General features: G+C 60.9%; 15 protein-coding genes. 8 read left to right on the forward strand and 7 right to left on the reverse strand.

Annotated features, from left to right (window positions below; genetic code table 11):
• Positions 1 to 999, forward strand: a 999-nt coding sequence (locus B5E65_RS16795) for a cytidylate kinase-like family protein (protein WP_343286395.1), incomplete at its 5' end; no start/stop codon positions are given.
• 73 nt (positions 1,000 to 1,072) lie between these two features.
• Here the strand turns inward: B5E65_RS16795 and B5E65_RS08770 are convergent.
• Both B5E65_RS08770 and B5E65_RS08775 read right to left on the reverse strand, forming a co-directional pair.
• Positions 1,073 to 2,065, reverse strand: a complete 993-nt coding sequence (locus B5E65_RS08770; protein ID WP_087171396.1) for an alpha/beta hydrolase — start codon at positions 2,063 to 2,065, stop codon at positions 1,073 to 1,075.
• 5 nt (positions 2,066 to 2,070) lie between these two features.
• The gene (locus B5E65_RS08775) at positions 2,071 to 2,307 is read right to left on the reverse strand and encodes a hypothetical protein (protein WP_087171397.1); all 237 of its coding nucleotides are present in this window, start codon (positions 2,305 to 2,307) and stop codon (positions 2,071 to 2,073) included.
• Between the two features lie 135 nt (positions 2,308 to 2,442).
• Between B5E65_RS08775 and B5E65_RS08780 the strand changes: the two genes are divergently transcribed.
• From B5E65_RS08780 to B5E65_RS08805, 7 genes are all read left to right on the forward strand, one after another.
• Positions 2,443 to 3,339 carry a LysR family transcriptional regulator gene (locus B5E65_RS08780; protein ID WP_087171398.1) on the forward strand — a complete coding sequence of 299 codons (897 nt, stop codon included), beginning with the start codon at positions 2,443 to 2,445 and terminating at the stop codon, positions 3,337 to 3,339.
• 82 nt (positions 3,340 to 3,421) lie between these two features.
• Entirely contained in the window at positions 3,422 to 4,093 is a 672-nt protein-coding gene (locus tag B5E65_RS08785) for a response regulator transcription factor (protein WP_087171399.1), read from the forward strand.
• Entirely contained in the window at positions 4,090 to 5,172 is a 1,083-nt protein-coding gene (locus B5E65_RS08790; RefSeq protein ID WP_087171400.1) for a HAMP domain-containing sensor histidine kinase, read from the forward strand. Before B5E65_RS08785 ends, B5E65_RS08790 begins: the two co-directional genes overlap by 4 nt.
• Complete coding sequence (locus B5E65_RS08795) at positions 5,169 to 5,681, forward strand: hypothetical protein (RefSeq protein WP_087171401.1); 513 nt, start codon at positions 5,169 to 5,171, stop codon at positions 5,679 to 5,681. The genes B5E65_RS08790 and B5E65_RS08795 overlap by 4 nt, the downstream gene beginning before the upstream one ends.
• A 158-nt stretch (positions 5,682 to 5,839) precedes the next feature.
• Positions 5,840 to 6,016 (forward strand): hypothetical protein, encoded by a 177-nt coding sequence (locus tag B5E65_RS16345; protein ID WP_164488808.1) that lies wholly within the window; start codon positions 5,840 to 5,842, stop codon positions 6,014 to 6,016.
• Positions 6,013 to 6,381 (forward strand): hypothetical protein, encoded by a 369-nt coding sequence (locus B5E65_RS08800; RefSeq protein ID WP_087171402.1) that lies wholly within the window; start codon positions 6,013 to 6,015, stop codon positions 6,379 to 6,381. Before B5E65_RS16345 ends, B5E65_RS08800 begins: the two co-directional genes overlap by 4 nt.
• 183 nt (positions 6,382 to 6,564) lie before the next feature.
• Positions 6,565 to 7,362 (forward strand): hypothetical protein, encoded by a 798-nt coding sequence (locus B5E65_RS08805; protein WP_143402993.1) that lies wholly within the window; start codon positions 6,565 to 6,567, stop codon positions 7,360 to 7,362.
• A gap of 42 nt (positions 7,363 to 7,404) precedes the next feature.
• On the opposite strand, the gene B5E65_RS08810 is transcribed toward B5E65_RS08805, so the two are convergent.
• From B5E65_RS08810 to B5E65_RS08830, 5 genes are all read right to left on the reverse strand, one after another.
• Positions 7,405 to 8,229 carry an alpha/beta hydrolase gene (locus B5E65_RS08810; RefSeq protein ID WP_087171404.1) on the reverse strand — a complete coding sequence of 275 codons (825 nt, stop codon included), beginning with the start codon at positions 8,227 to 8,229 and terminating at the stop codon, positions 7,405 to 7,407.
• A gap of 57 nt (positions 8,230 to 8,286) precedes the next feature.
• The gene (locus B5E65_RS08815) at positions 8,287 to 8,691 is read right to left on the reverse strand and encodes a hypothetical protein (protein WP_087171405.1); all 405 of its coding nucleotides are present in this window, start codon (positions 8,689 to 8,691) and stop codon (positions 8,287 to 8,289) included.
• Positions 8,688 to 10,196 carry a Y-family DNA polymerase gene (locus tag B5E65_RS08820; protein WP_087171406.1) on the reverse strand — a complete coding sequence of 503 codons (1,509 nt, stop codon included), beginning with the start codon at positions 10,194 to 10,196 and terminating at the stop codon, positions 8,688 to 8,690. Before B5E65_RS08820 ends, B5E65_RS08815 begins: the two co-directional genes overlap by 4 nt.
• Positions 10,197 to 10,334: 138 nt before the next feature.
• Complete coding sequence (locus B5E65_RS08825) at positions 10,335 to 11,837, reverse strand: response regulator (RefSeq protein WP_087171407.1); 1,503 nt, start codon at positions 11,835 to 11,837, stop codon at positions 10,335 to 10,337.
• Positions 11,831 to 13,612: a sensor histidine kinase gene (locus B5E65_RS08830; RefSeq protein WP_087171408.1), complete on the reverse strand. Its 1,782-nt coding sequence runs from the start codon at positions 13,610 to 13,612 to the stop codon at positions 11,831 to 11,833. The genes B5E65_RS08825 and B5E65_RS08830 overlap by 7 nt, the downstream gene beginning before the upstream one ends.
• Between the last annotated feature and the right edge of the window lie 54 nt (positions 13,613 to 13,666).

Consider the following 13,666-nt stretch of genomic DNA (forward strand, 5'->3'; position numbering starts at 1 on the left):
GCCCCCGAAGCCCCCGGCGCCATCGTGCGCTGGGAGGGCGGCAACGACTTCACCGTCTGGTGCGATACCCAGTCCGGCTACATCGCCGTGGGCAGTGTGTTTATGCGCTGCTGGTCCTGGTGTGTGATTGGGATGAGCCTGTTCAATATGTACAACTCTATTTTCCAGGCGGTTGGCAAGTGGAAGATATCCCTTCTGCTGGCAGTGCTGCGCCTGGGGGTTATCTTCACCGTGCCGAGCCTGGCGCTGAACGCCCTGTTCGGGGTCAGCGGTCTGATGTGGGTGCAGGCGATCACCGATACGCTTTCTTGTTTGATTGCCATGGCGCTGTATCAGCATTTCAAACGATCCCTGGCCGATGAATTTGCCCGGGAAGACCGGCTGGCGGCACAGACGCCGGTCACGGCCAACCGGATTATTGCGATCAGCCGCCAGTTCGGTAGCGGCGGTCGTACGATCGGCAAAGAGGTGGCAGCCCGGCTGGGCATTCCCTGCTACGACAGCGAGCTGATTGACCGGATTGCCGCCGAGAGCGGTCTGGCCAAGGAATATGTGGAAAAATACGGCGAAAGTGCGGCCGCCGACAGCCTGTACGGCAATGCGGTGGCGGGACGTGACCGGGATGGCCAGTCGGTGGCGGACAAGATGTGGCTTGCCCAGAAAAAGGTCATTGCTGATCTGGCCGCCGCGGAACCCTGCGTGATTGTGGGGCGCTGCACGGACTATATCCTGCGGGATGTTGCCGACTGCATGACGGTATTTGTCCACGCGTCGGACGAAAAGCGGGCCGAGAGAATCCTGTCGGTGTATGGCGAGCGGGAAGAGTCTCCCGTGCAGCGCCTGCACGACAAGGACAAAAAGCGCCGGGCGTACTATGAGCTGTATACCGGTTCCGACTGGGGCGCGGCGCAAAACTACGCCCTCTGCCTGGACGGCGGAAAAATCGGCATTGACGGCTGCGTAAATGCAATTACCGAGCTGTACAAGCACAGCGCCTGACCAATATAAATAAAAAGCGCCGCCCGGCGTTCCTGCAAACTGCGGAACGCCGGGCGGTGCTTTTGCTATGCGGTTATTTCAGCCAGGTGGAGAAGAAATCCGCCAGCTTGTCAAAGGGGATGGCGTTCTTGCCGCCGCCGTCGTACAAATCGGTGTGCACCGCGTCCGGGATCAGCAGCAGCTCTTTGTTGTCGGTGCAGGGGTTGCCCTGAATCATGGCCGCATAGGCGTCCTTGCCCATATAGCAGGAGTGGGCCTTTTCTCCGTGCATTACCAGCACCGCGCTGCGGATCTCGTTCACCCGCTGCAGGATGGGCTGGTTCAGGTAGGACAGGGAAGCCATCAGGTTCCAGCCGTTGTTGGAGTTCAGCGACCGGGCATGGTAGCCGCGGGCGGTCTTGTAGTAGTCGTAGTAGTCCTTTACAAAGAAAGGCGCATCCTCCGGCAGCGGATCCACCACGCCCCCGGCCAGGGAGATGTGGCCGCTGCGGCAGTCCTCCAGTCGCTGGGCGTTCAGTGCCTGCAGCTTGGCGTACCGGGCATCCGGTGTGTCCTCGCTGTCAAAGTAGCCTTTCTGGTTGATGCGGGACATATCGTACATGGTGGAGGCCGCGGTGGCCTTGATGCGGGTATCCACCGCCGCGGCGTTCAGCGCCAGACCGCCCCAGCCGCAGATGCCGATAATACCGATCCGCTCCGGGTCCACCCGGTCGTGCAGGGACAGAAAGTCCACCGCCGCCTGAAAGTCCTCGGTGTTGATGTCGGGGGAAGCAGTATAGCGGGGTTCGCCGCCGCTCTCGCCGGTAAAGGAGGGGTCAAAGGCCAGGGTCAGGAATCCGCGCTCGGCCATGGCCTGGGCATACAGCCCGGACGCCTGCTCCTTCACCGCGCCGAACGGCCCGCTTACCGCCAGGGCCGGCAGCTTGCCCGCCGCGTTTTTCGGAATATACAGATCCGCCGCCAGGGTAATGCCGTACCGGTTGGCAAAGCACACCTTGCTGTGTTCCACCGCGTCGCTCAGGGCAAAGGTCTTGTCCCATTCGTTTGTCAGATTCAGCTGTTCCATATCCGCTACATCCTTTCCGTATGCTGTTTCAGTGTGTAGAGCAGAAAATCCAGCAGATCCACCCGCTCTCCCGCCCGGTGCAGTTCCTCCAGCAGGGATTGCCGGTGCCGCCGCAGCAGCGCCGCAGCCTGCGCGGTGTCCCGGGCTTCCACGGCCCCCAGCACCTGGGCGGAAAGTTCTTTCCCGCAACCAAGCCGGGCCAGATAGCCGGCCCAGTCGGCAAGCAGTTCGGTCTGTGTCATCTTCTGCACCCCGTTTCCAACATCAGTATACCGCGCCCGGCGTGATTTCGCGAATGGTATTATTTCAACTCATGATATGAAATTGAATCAAATCATGCTATACTGAAAGCAGTACACAGGAAAGGGGAGGTCGGCATGGAGATCCGTACCCTGCGCTATTTTCTGGAGGTGGCCCGGGAGGAAAACATGTCCCGCGCAGCCGAGCGGCTGCACCTGTCCCAGTCCACCCTGTCCAAACAGCTGAAAGGGCTGGAGGAGGAACTGGGAAAAAAGCTGTTCATCCGGCACAGTTTTTCCATTGAGCTTACCGAAGAGGGGATGCTGCTGCGCCGCCGGGCAGAGGATCTGCTTTCCATGGCGGACAAGATCACGGCAGAGTTCTCCGCCATGGACGATATTGTGGGCGGTACCGTATCCATCGGCTGTGCCGAATCCTGGCAGATCCGGCATCTGGCCCGCGTCATCAAACGGTTCAAGGCCCGGTATCCCGGCTTTCACTACCGGATCACCAGCGGCGACACCGAGCAGGTCACCGAAAAACTGGACAAGGGCATTCTGGATTTCGGGGTGATCGTGGAGGAACCGGACCGGCACAAATACCACGTGCTTCCTATGCCGGAAAGCGACCGCTGGGGCCTGATTATGCCGGCGGACTGGCCGCTGGCCCGAAAGGAAAGTATCTGCTTTGAGGATTTGAAAGGTCTGCCGCTGTTTTGTTCCGAGCAAAGCTGGCGGGCTGACATTCCCCGCTGGTGCGGCGGCCGGCAGGACGAACTGCTGCTGGAGGGCAGCTTCCGCCTGGCCTACAACGGTTCGGTCTTTGCCCGGGAGGGGCTGGGCTATCTGCTCACCTTTGAACATCTGATCGGCACCGGCCCGGAAAGCGGCCTTGTATTCCGCCCGCTGACCCCGGCCCTGGAGACCCGGATGTACCTGATCTGGAAAAAGCACCAGCTTTTCACCCCCATCGCCGAGCGCTTCATCCGGGAGGTGCAGGCCGCGTTCCGGCAAAACGGCGAAGAGCGCAATTAACAATTCTCAAACAATTCCCAAACAAAAGCAAAACGGCAGCGCGGTACAATTCCATGGAATGCCGGAAACGGAGGCGGAAACAATGGTGCGTATCCTTGTGGTGGAAGACGATGCAAAGCTGAATCAGGCCGTCTGCGCCTATCTGAACGACAGCGGTTTTGCCGCCAGAGGGTGCCTGTCGGCGCAGGCAGCCTACGATGAGATGTACAACAGCCTGTATGACCTGATCGTTTCGGATATCATGATGCCCGGCGTGGACGGATTTGAGTTTGCCAAAACCGTCCGGCAGGTAAACCGGACCATCCCCATCCTGTTCATGTCTGCCCGGGACGACCTGTCCGCCAAGCGGCGGGGCTTCCAGCTGGGGATCGACGACTATATGGTCAAGCCGATTGAACTGGATGAGCTTGTGCTGCGGGTACAGGCACTGCTGCGCCGGGCAAACGTCGAGATGGAACGCCGCCTTACCGTGGGCAATCTGACGCTGGACGCCGACGCAGTGACCGCTACCCTGGCAGGGGAGGAGATCCCGGTCACCACCCGGGAGTTCAACATCCTGTACAAGCTGCTGTCCTACCCGAACAAAACCTTTTCCCGGGCCCAGCTGATGGACGAATTCTGGGGCGTGGAATCGGAAACCAGCCTGCGGGCGGTGGATGTGTACATTACCAAACTGCGGGATAAATTTGCCGCCTGCGACGGCTTTTCCATCAAGACGGTGCGCGGGCTGGGCTACAAGGCGGTGCTGGTATGAGCGCGGCGGGCCGTTTTCGGGACACACGGGTCAAGCGCCCGCTGTTTCCGCTTTCCACCTTTCTGATATTCTTTGTGATGTTTGCGGGGCTTACCACCATCCAGATGGTGATGATCGGCCAGGCCATTGATTACAGGAGCCTGCCGCTGCACAGCGTTGTGTCGGTGGTGGCGTTCTGGGTGCTGGCATCGGTGGCCGCCACGCTGGTTACCGGTGCGGTTATCCGGCGCCATTACCAGAAACCTATCGAGGAGTTTTCCGAAGCAGCCCGGCAGGTGGCGGCGGGGGATTTTTCGGTGTACCTGCCGCCCCGCCATCCCGCCGACCGCACCACCCACCTGGATGTGCTGTTTATGGATTTCAATAAGATGGTGGAGGAACTGGGCAGCATCGAAACCCTGAAAACTGATTTCTTTTCCAATGTATCCCACGAAATCAAAACCCCGCTGGCCGTGATCCAGAACAACGCCGAACTGCTGGCCCGCAGCCCTCTCTCTGAGCAGCGCCGGCAGGACTGTACCGCGGCCATTCTGCAGGCGTCCCGGCGGCTGAACAGCCTGATTACCAATATGCTCAAGCTGAACAAGCTGGAAAAGCAGGTGATTCGGCCGTATCCGCAGCCATACGATCTGTGCGCCCAGCTGTGCGCGTGCGCGCTGCAGTTTGAGGACCAGTGGGAGAAAAAGCAGATCGACTTTTCAGCGGAGCTGGAAGATCGCCGCGTGATCTGTGCCGACGAGGGCCTGCTGGAACTGGTGTGGACCAACCTGCTGTCCAACGCAGTCAAGTTTACGCCGCCGGGCGGCCGGGTGATCCTGTCCGAGCAGGCAGACCCGGCGGGAATCACCGTGACGGTGCAGGACAGCGGCTGCGGTATGGACGGGGCTACCCAAAACCGGATATTCGATAAATTTTACCAGGGGGATACCTCCCATGCCGCCGAGGGCAATGGACTGGGCCTGGCGCTGGTGCGGCGTATTCTGGAACTGTCCGACGGCACGGTAACGGTAACCAGCACGCCCGGAGAAGGCAGTACCTTTACCGTGTGGCTGCCGGCAGGGGAGGCAACAAACGAATGAAAGACTATGTAGGATATGAATACAAAGAGGTAGCCGCCCCCGAACGGGATGTATCCCTCTGGATGGACGGTTATGAAAGTTTCGGCTGGCATCCGGACGAAAACCGCCCCGCCGGGCAGAGCGGCAGCACGGTGCATGTGTATCTCAAGCGGGACCGGCGGATCATCAACAAGATGGAACTGACCCGCCTGCAGCGGAATTTTGAATCCTGTATGCGGGAGGTAGAACAGCTGCGGGAGTCCTGCGGCCGTCAGGCACTGGTATGGGCCCTGGTGATAGGATTGGCTGGCACAATGTTCATAGCCGGTTCGGTATTTGCCGTGACCCATGAACCGCCCCTCTATCTGCTGATGGGGGTGCTGGCGGTGCCGGGCTTTGCCGGCTGGGCAGCACCGGTATTTCTGTACAGAAGGCTGTTTCACCGGCGGCAGCGGCAGGTGCAGCCTTTGATTGAGGCCAAATACGAAGAGATTGACCAGCTGTGCCAAAAAGGCCACGCTCTGCTCTGAACACACGGGCCGGCGCATAGTGCGCCGGCCCGTGTACATTTTAATAATTCCCAAACAAAACCCAAGCAAACAACAAACAAAGCCCCGGTATACTGTAGGCACAACAAACGGCAAGACACGTTTGCTGAACCAGTTACAGAATACAGGAGGCAGTTGTTATGAGTGAATATCGAATCAAGCCCGGCCCGGTGGGCAAAGCGGTGATCAATGGCTACAAGACGGTGGAAAACACCGTGGTGGATGCGTACAAAAAGGTAGAGGACGCCTTTGTGGATACCTTTCTGGAAAAGACAGAGGACGCTCCGGCTGACAGCGAGCAGGAGGGCCAGCAATGAAAAAGAAGAATTTTATTACCCTGGTGCTGAGCACAGTGGGCGGTATTTTGTTTGCGCTGGGGATGTGCATGGCCCTTTTGCCCCAGTGGAATGCAATGAATCAGGGCATCCTGCTGGGTGGGCTGGGGCTGGCGGTGCTGCTGGCAATGGTGCTGGTGCGCCGTAAAATGAGCGGAAAACCTGCCGTTGTGCTCAGTGCCCGGGCTGCAGGGATCACCCTGCTGGCAGTGGCCGGCGCGCTGCTGCTGGGGGTGGGCATGTGCATGACCATGGTCTGGAACCTGCTGATCGCCGGGATCGCTGTGGGAATCGCAGGAATTCTGCTGCTGCTCGGCCTGATTCCGGCAATCAAAGGCCTGTCCTGAGGCGCATTGCCGCGCGGCATAAAACTGTCTGAACCGGAAAGGAAATCTTCTATGCGTTCCCGCCCAGTTGCCTTTTTGCGCCGTTTGGCCGCCTTTCAGCCGCCGCTCTTTCGGTCTTGTGCCGGTGCGGCGGTATTTTCCGGCCTTTCCCTGTGGACAGTGGCCGCACCGGAAACCCGGCGCTTGCTACCGGCAGTCCGGTATGCTGTCTATACGCTGGCCATGCTGTTTCTGATACTGGCGGCCTGGGCAATGGTGTGCTTCTTCCGGGCAGGGATGCCTCGCCGGCAGGCTGCCGCTCTGGCCTGCCGGTATCCGGTTGTAAGCCGCCTGCAGCAGGATGTACGCCTGCGGGCGTTTTCAACCGGTTTGCTGTCGCTGCTGGTAAATGGAATGCTGGCGTTTTCCAAAATGGTGGCAGGCTGGCAGCATTCTTCCGCCTGGCTGGCGGCATTGGGCGCATATTATCTGGTGCTTTGCGTCACCCGCGCCATGCTGCTTTGGCAAAGCCGTGCCGCTGCCGCGCAGTCTGATCCGCATTACCGGCTCCGGCAGGAATGGAAAGCCTACCGCCGGTGCGGCGGGATGCTGATTATACAGTCCGTGGCCCTGCAGGGGGTGACGCTGCAGATCGTACGGAAAGAACAGGGTTTTGCCTACGGCGGGTATTGGATTTATGTGGTGGCCCTGTATGACTTTTACTGCCTGACCGCCGCCCTGGTGTTTCTGGTTCGCAGCCGCAAACGGCACGCGCCGGTGGTGCGGGCGCTGCGGTATGTAAGCCTGGCGGTATCGCTGGTATCCATGCTGTCGCTGCAGACCGCGATGTTCGCCTCTTTCGGGCAGGATACGCCGTCTGAAATGCGCAGGCAGATGAATCTGATTACCGGCACAGCGGTGTGTGTGCTGCTGGTAGTGCTGGGGCTGGTCATGATGGTTACGGCAGGCAGGAAATTGCGCCAGCTTCAGACAAATGTGTGAAAATCCCCCGGCTGTCTTGCAAAAGACAGCCGGGGGATTTTGTCATTTGCCGCCGGCCGGCGCCAGCCGCTTCAGCCAGGCCGCGGCCAGGTCAAACCAGCCGGCACATTCCGGCTGAACCCCCGCACCCTGGGCATTGGCGGTAACTTCGCTGGCCAGCGAAAGCCCGTGCGCCCCCACCGAGTAGAAATGCGCCTCCAGCGGCACGCCCGCCCGTCGCAGAGCCAGACAGAACAGCAGGCTGTTCTCCGCCGGTACGCCGGTGTCCGCGTTGGTATGCCACAGGAAGGTGGGCGGCGTCTGATCGGTTACCTGCTTCTCCAGCGAAACCCGGGCACGCTGGGCCTCGTCCGCGCCGGGCCCCAGCAGATTCTCAAAGGAACCCATATGGGCGTAGGCCGGGTCGCTGGTGATGACCGGGTAGCACAGGATCATGCCGTTCGGGCGGCAGAGGTCGGCGCTTATGCCGGAGGCCTGCGCCAGGAACGGCTGATGCCAGAACACCCCCAGGCTGGCCGCCAGATGGCCGCCCGCCGAAAATCCGCACACCAGAATCCGGTCCGGATCCACGTGGTATTCCTCCGCGTGCTCCCGCACCCAGGCCACCGCCTGCGCCAGAGCACAGAGCGCGGTGGGAAACCGGGCCGGCGCGCAGGGGTAGCGCAGCACACAGGCGTGCACGCCCTGGGCACAGAACGCCAGGGCGATGGGTTCCGCTTCCCGGTCGCTGTTGAACTGGTAGGCGCCGCCCGGGCACACAATCACCGCCGGGCGGCGGCCGCTGTCCCGCAGCTCCGGCGAGGAATCCAGAAAGTAGGTGTACAGCCGTGCCCCCTGGGTGGGCAGATCCATCTGCATACAATTCATACAAAGGCCTCCTTGCCCGCACGGGGCGGGCGATTTTATAGATGAAACGCGTAGAATTTACTCGTCCAGTACCTCAATTTCCAGTACGTCATCCAGCGGGATCAGGGTGCCGTCCACCAGCAGTACCCGGCGGGCGTCGGTATCAATCCGCCGCACCACGCCCTCCGCTGTCACATAGGCCCCGCCCGCTTTGCGCCCGTCCGGCACGAACCAGGTGAACCGGGCCGCCGCGCCTGGCTGCCGTGCCAGAAGCCGCAGCTTTTGGTCCAGCATCGCCAGAACCTCCTCGCTGGGTTCTACCCGCCGGTCGGTGCGGCGGGCGGTTTCCCGGATGGCGTCGTCGTAGCCGGTCAGGGCCGCAAAGGGGGAGAACTGCGCCGCCCGGTCCGCCATGGGCATCGGGGGATGGGTGGTGGACACATGGTGGGGAAGATCCAGAATATCATCATATGGCCCGCTCATGCCTTGTGCCCTCCAATCTGCCCGTTCCGGTCCCGGGCGGTGGCGCCTTCCTCCAGATCCATACCCTTTAGGATGGCGTTCTTGCCGAATTTCTTTTTGATGGCCAGCATGGCCTGCTGCATCCGCTTTTCCCGCTCCTGCTCCGCCTTTTCCTGCTCCTGCTGCGCCTGCCGGGCCGCGTAATCGGTGAACAGATCCAGCTGTTCGGCCTGGGGCCCGCGGGCGGCAGCCTCGGATTCGGCAATCACATGGTTGGCGGTCACGTTCAGCCGCCGCACCAGCAGCGCCGGGTCCACCGCCCGGTCAAATACCTCCATGGCCGCCGCGGTAATCCGCCGGGCCGAGGAGGTGAACCCCTCCAGATTGCCGGTGCCGTGGGCGTGTTTGGGAATGGCCCGGCCGTAGCGGTCGTTGGCCACCGGGCCCCGGTATGCCTGGCGGCGGGCCGGATCGTTCAGGTTTTCCCGGTCGTAGCCCACCGTCACCACAATCTGGTCGGTCACCAGCCCTTTTTCCACCAGATCCAGCGCCAGCTGGTCGGCCATCTCCCGCAGCACCAGACGGGCCTTGCCGGATTCGTAGGGGCAGTGCAGCACCTGGCCGGAACCCAGACTGCTGTCGGCGGGGCGGTAGGCTTTTACCGCCGCTACGGTGCAGGGCTCCCAGCCCCAGGCGTGGTCGATCAGAAGTTCCGCGTTCTTGCCGAACAGCGCATAGAGCAGATCCTCGTTGCGCACCGAGCACCGGGCGATGTCCCCCATGGTGAACATCCCGTATTCTTCCAGCTTTTTGGCGTAGCCTGGCCCCACCCGCCAGAAATCGGTCAGGGGACGATGGCTCCACAGGTTTTCCCGGAAGCTGCGCTCGTCCAGTTCAGCAATCCGCACCCCGTTTTCGTCGGCGGGGATGTGCTTGGCCGTGATGTCCATGGCTACCTTGCAGAGAAGCAGATTGGTGCCGATCCCCGCGGTGGCGGTGATGCCGGTAGAGGTGAGCACATCCAGCAGGATGGTTTTAGCCAGTTCCCGGGGCGTCAGCCCGTAGGTGTCCAGATAGTCGGTCACATCCAGAAATACCTCGTCGATGGAATAGACGATGATGTCCTCCGGGGCTATGTATTTCAGATACAGGTTGTAGATTCGGGTGCTGTATTCCATATAGTAGGCCATCCGGGGCGGGGCCACGATGTAGTCCACCGCCAGTTCCGGATGGGCAGTCAGTTCCCGGGCAGAGCAGGAGCTGCCGGTCAGCCGCTGCCCCGGTGCGGCCCGGCGGCGTGCCTCGTTTACCGCCGCCACCCGCTGCACCACCTCAAACAACCGTGCCCGGCCGGAGATGCCGCAGGATTTCAGCGTGGGGGTCACCGCTAGGCAGATGGTCTTTTCGGTGCGGCTTTTGTCCGCCACCACCAGATTCGTGTCCATCGGATCCAGGCCCCGTTCCCGGCATTCCACCGAGGCGTAAAAGGATTTCAGATCAATGGCAATGTAACAGCGCGGCTTCATGCCCGGGCCTCCTTTCCTGTCAGATGGACACCACCATTGTACCATAAACCTGCCCGGTTTGCGCGCCTCTTTTGCGGAAAAGAATGCCAAAACCGCGGCGGGTGAACGCAGGGCTGCGATTGCCCGCCGCGGTCGGCATCAGGGGTCATGATGATTGGTCTGCTGGTAGCGGTTTGGCGTTTCACCAAAGCTTTTTTTGAAGGCGGTGGAAAAATAACTCACGCTGGAATAGCCCACCTCTTCGGCAATTTCGTAGATCTTTTTGTCGGTCTTTTCCAGAAGTTCCATAGCCCGCTTCATCCGTAGATTGTTCAGGCAGGTTACGAAGTTCATGCCGGTTTCCTTTACAAACATCCGGCTGAAATGCTCCGGGCTGAAGGAGAGCATGGCGGCCACCGTACTCAGCGAGATTTTTTCTGCGTAGTGGGCTTCCAGATAGCCCAGCGCCGTGCGCACCGGTTCAGAAAAGGCGGCCCGGCCGGACAGACGCTCCCGCAGGGGGGCAAACACCCGATCCACCGCGGCGGACATATGGTCAAAATCCTCCGCCTGATGAATCTCCCGCTCGGTCTGTTCAATCAGGCGGTCCGTCTCCTCGTCCTGCTCCAGGGTAAACCGCAGCAGGGTGGCCGCCAGATCCACGGCCAGCTGTTTGACGGCGCTCAGGTCGGTGGGACGGTCCCGGCGCAGTTCCTCCAACGCACGGTCTTTGATGGCCAGCGCCTCGGCGTAGTTCTGCTGCAGCAGCTCCCGGCTCAAAGCAGCCCGCAGGTTCTGTACGTGGCGGGAAAGGGGATTGCCCGCCGCCTCCTGCCACAGCAGCCGCTTCTCGGGCAGGTAGAAGTGCAGACGGCAGCGGGCCTGTGCCGCAGCCAGCGCCTGCGGCAGCCGGGCCAGCCGGTAGCACACATCGCTCAGCCCTACCACAAAGGGATGAAACTCCATATTGCGCCGCCAGCCGTCCACCAGTTCCAGATAGCTGGCTTCGCTTGGAAGATTGCCTGCCAGCAGCAGATGCTCATGCCCCAACGGGGCTACCACCAGATTCTGCATCCCCGGCATCTCCGAAGCAAACCGGCGGGCCCAGGCCAGATCCGCACCGTCCCGGCTCCATACGTCGGCGGCAAACAGCAGACCGTCCCGCCAGGAAGCGCCCTGACGGCGGGCCAGGCTTTCGGTCGGCGGTTCATCCCGGTGTTCACCGGAAGCAAGGCGCAGCAAAAACCGCTCGGCCCGGCGCACCTCTTCGCCCCGTCCATCGTCTTCCCGGCGGCGGATGGCGGCGCCCGCCTTGTTCAGAATCTGGGCCAGATACTGTTCGTTGAGTTCGGTCTTTAAAATATATTCCGCCGCACCCTGTTTCAGCGCCCGGCGTGCATAGTCGAAATCCTCATGGCTGGTCAGCACGATCATGCAGGCGGGGCGCAGCTCTTTCATGTGCTGCATCATCTCCAGCCCGTCCATGCCGGGCATCTTGATGTCGGTGACCACGATGTCCGGCTTTTCCCGCCGGTAGATCTCCAGCGCCTGCTGCCCGCCGGAAGCCGCGCCGCACACCGCAAAGCCTTCGATGCGGTCCACGCGGTACTGCAGCCACTGGCGGATGGGTGCTTCATCATCCACAACTAATACTTTCAGCATGGTTCCTCTTTCTGCTGCGCGTCCTGTGCGGGAATGCGCAGCGTGATGCGGGTGCCCTGGCCAGGTTCGCTGTCAATCTGCAGCCCCCAGGGTTCCCCATAATACAGACGGATGCGCTCGTGCACATTGCGCACCCCCAGATGAGGCCGGCCGTCGTTGGTGGTGCTCTCCATTACCTCGCGGATGCGCTCAGCGCTCATGCCTGCCCCGTTATCCTCTACCTGGATGCAGACGGCATCCCCCTGCAGCCGGGCCACCACGGTGATGACACCGTTGCCGGCGTCCATATCGATGCCATGCATCAGGGAATTCTCCACCAGCGGCTGCACCAGCAGTTTGGGAATGCGGCAGTCGGCCACCTGTTCATCCAGCTCAATCAGGGCGTCAAAACTGTCCCCGTACCGGAATTTCTGCAGTTCCACATACTGGCGCAGGGATTCCATCTGGCTGCGCACCGTGACCATCTCGTTGGGAGAGGACAGGCTGCTGCGCAGAATCTGGATAAAGGTGGTCAGCATCCGGCCGGCCTCCTCGTTGCGATGCATGTCCACCATGCACTGGATGGAAAACAGGGTGTTGTACATGAAGTGGGGGTTAATCTGGGCTTGCAGCCAGTTCAGCTCCATGTGCCGCTTCTGTTCTTCCTTGGTGCGCACGCTGGCAATCAGTTCCCGGATGCGGGCCAGCATGCCGGTCATGCCCCGGCTCAGGTCATCGGCCTCGGTAAACCCGCCGCTGGAAAAGGTGCGGTTCAGATCCCCCTGTTCCACCGCTTTTACGTCGTCCCGCAGCCGGCGGATGGGCCGGGCAATCTGGCCGGAAAAATGCCAGGCCAGCGCCGCGCCGCCCGCCATGGTGATCAGCGCCATCAGCACCACCACACGGCGAATGTTCACAATGGGTTCCAGCACATTGACCAGGGGGATCTCCTCAAACACGGTAAAGCCGCTTTCGGGGTCATAATACCGGGTGAACAGGGCCGCTCGCCCGGCAATGTCGGTGATGATGTAGTCGTTTTCGCCGAACATCTTCTCCAGATTGCTCATGCTGAAATAGGAGAATCCGATGATCTGCTCCAGGTTGCTGGATACAATCCGCCCACCCGGGTCGGTGATGTAGATGTTGCTGCTTTCGCTGATTACGTCGGAGTAGGTGCGCCAGAGCTGCCGTTCGTCGGCGTTGACCATCAGATAGCCCAGTACCTCTCCGTCATCCGCGGTGATGGTGCGGGCTGCGGAAAAGGAATTGATGCCCAGCGCTTTGTCCCGGTAGCTGGCCACATCCACAATGTCGCCGCCGGCGTAGTAGATATCCTTGTACCAGATCTTGATCTGGGGATTCATGTAGTCGTAATCCAGAGGCACCGGCAGCGAGCAGTACCCGATTCCATCCGCTGACAGAAAGACGGTGTAGAATTCCAGATTTACCTGGTTGAAGGACACCTGCAGCTGGCGGGTTACCTGATCCATGTAGGTGCGAAACTCGTCCGCGTTTTCTTCGTCCAGTTCCCGCACGTACTGGCGGAACCGGGAATCGGTACAGTACAGATCCGACAAGGTGTAGGCGTTGGCCTTAAACTGGCGGGCCCGCTCGGAGATCTGACGCAGCACATCGGTGCGGTTGGTGGCGATTTCCCGGATGAAACTTTTTTGGAAAAACCAGAATGCCCCCACGCTCAGCAGCAGGATGATGACCGTGTTTACGCACAGCAGGGTAATCATGGTACGGGTGCGCACACTGCGCATCCGGCGGCGCAGTTCCTCTTTCTGCTTCACGGCGGGGCCTCCTTTTATTGGGGATTGCTTCCATTATACCAGACGGCCGCCAAA

Origin of the sequence: Gemmiger sp. An120, from assembly GCF_002160955.1 — a bacterium.
Lineage (GTDB): Bacteria > Bacillota > Clostridia > Oscillospirales > Ruminococcaceae > Gemmiger_A > Gemmiger_A avium.

Coding starts and splice junctions, on each gene's coding strand:
- B5E65_RS08770 (WP_087171396.1), bottom strand. CDS start 2,065: ATGGAACAGCTGAATCTGACAAACGAATGGGACAAGACCTTTGCCCTG.
- B5E65_RS08775 (WP_087171397.1), bottom strand. CDS start 2,307: ATGACACAGACCGAACTGCTTGCCGACTGGGCCGGCTATCTGGCCCGG.
- B5E65_RS08780 (WP_087171398.1), top strand. CDS start 2,443: ATGGAGATCCGTACCCTGCGCTATTTTCTGGAGGTGGCCCGGGAGGAA.
- B5E65_RS08785 (WP_087171399.1), top strand. CDS start 3,422: ATGGTGCGTATCCTTGTGGTGGAAGACGATGCAAAGCTGAATCAGGCC.
- B5E65_RS08790 (WP_087171400.1), top strand. CDS start 4,090: ATGAGCGCGGCGGGCCGTTTTCGGGACACACGGGTCAAGCGCCCGCTG.
- B5E65_RS08795 (WP_087171401.1), top strand. CDS start 5,169: ATGAAAGACTATGTAGGATATGAATACAAAGAGGTAGCCGCCCCCGAA.
- B5E65_RS16345 (WP_164488808.1), top strand. CDS start 5,840: ATGAGTGAATATCGAATCAAGCCCGGCCCGGTGGGCAAAGCGGTGATC.
- B5E65_RS08800 (WP_087171402.1), top strand. CDS start 6,013: ATGAAAAAGAAGAATTTTATTACCCTGGTGCTGAGCACAGTGGGCGGT.
- B5E65_RS08810 (WP_087171404.1), bottom strand. CDS start 8,229: ATGAATTGTATGCAGATGGATCTGCCCACCCAGGGGGCACGGCTGTAC.
- B5E65_RS08815 (WP_087171405.1), bottom strand. CDS start 8,691: ATGAGCGGGCCATATGATGATATTCTGGATCTTCCCCACCATGTGTCC.
- B5E65_RS08820 (WP_087171406.1), bottom strand. CDS start 10,196: ATGAAGCCGCGCTGTTACATTGCCATTGATCTGAAATCCTTTTACGCC.
- B5E65_RS08825 (WP_087171407.1), bottom strand. CDS start 11,837: ATGCTGAAAGTATTAGTTGTGGATGATGAAGCACCCATCCGCCAGTGG.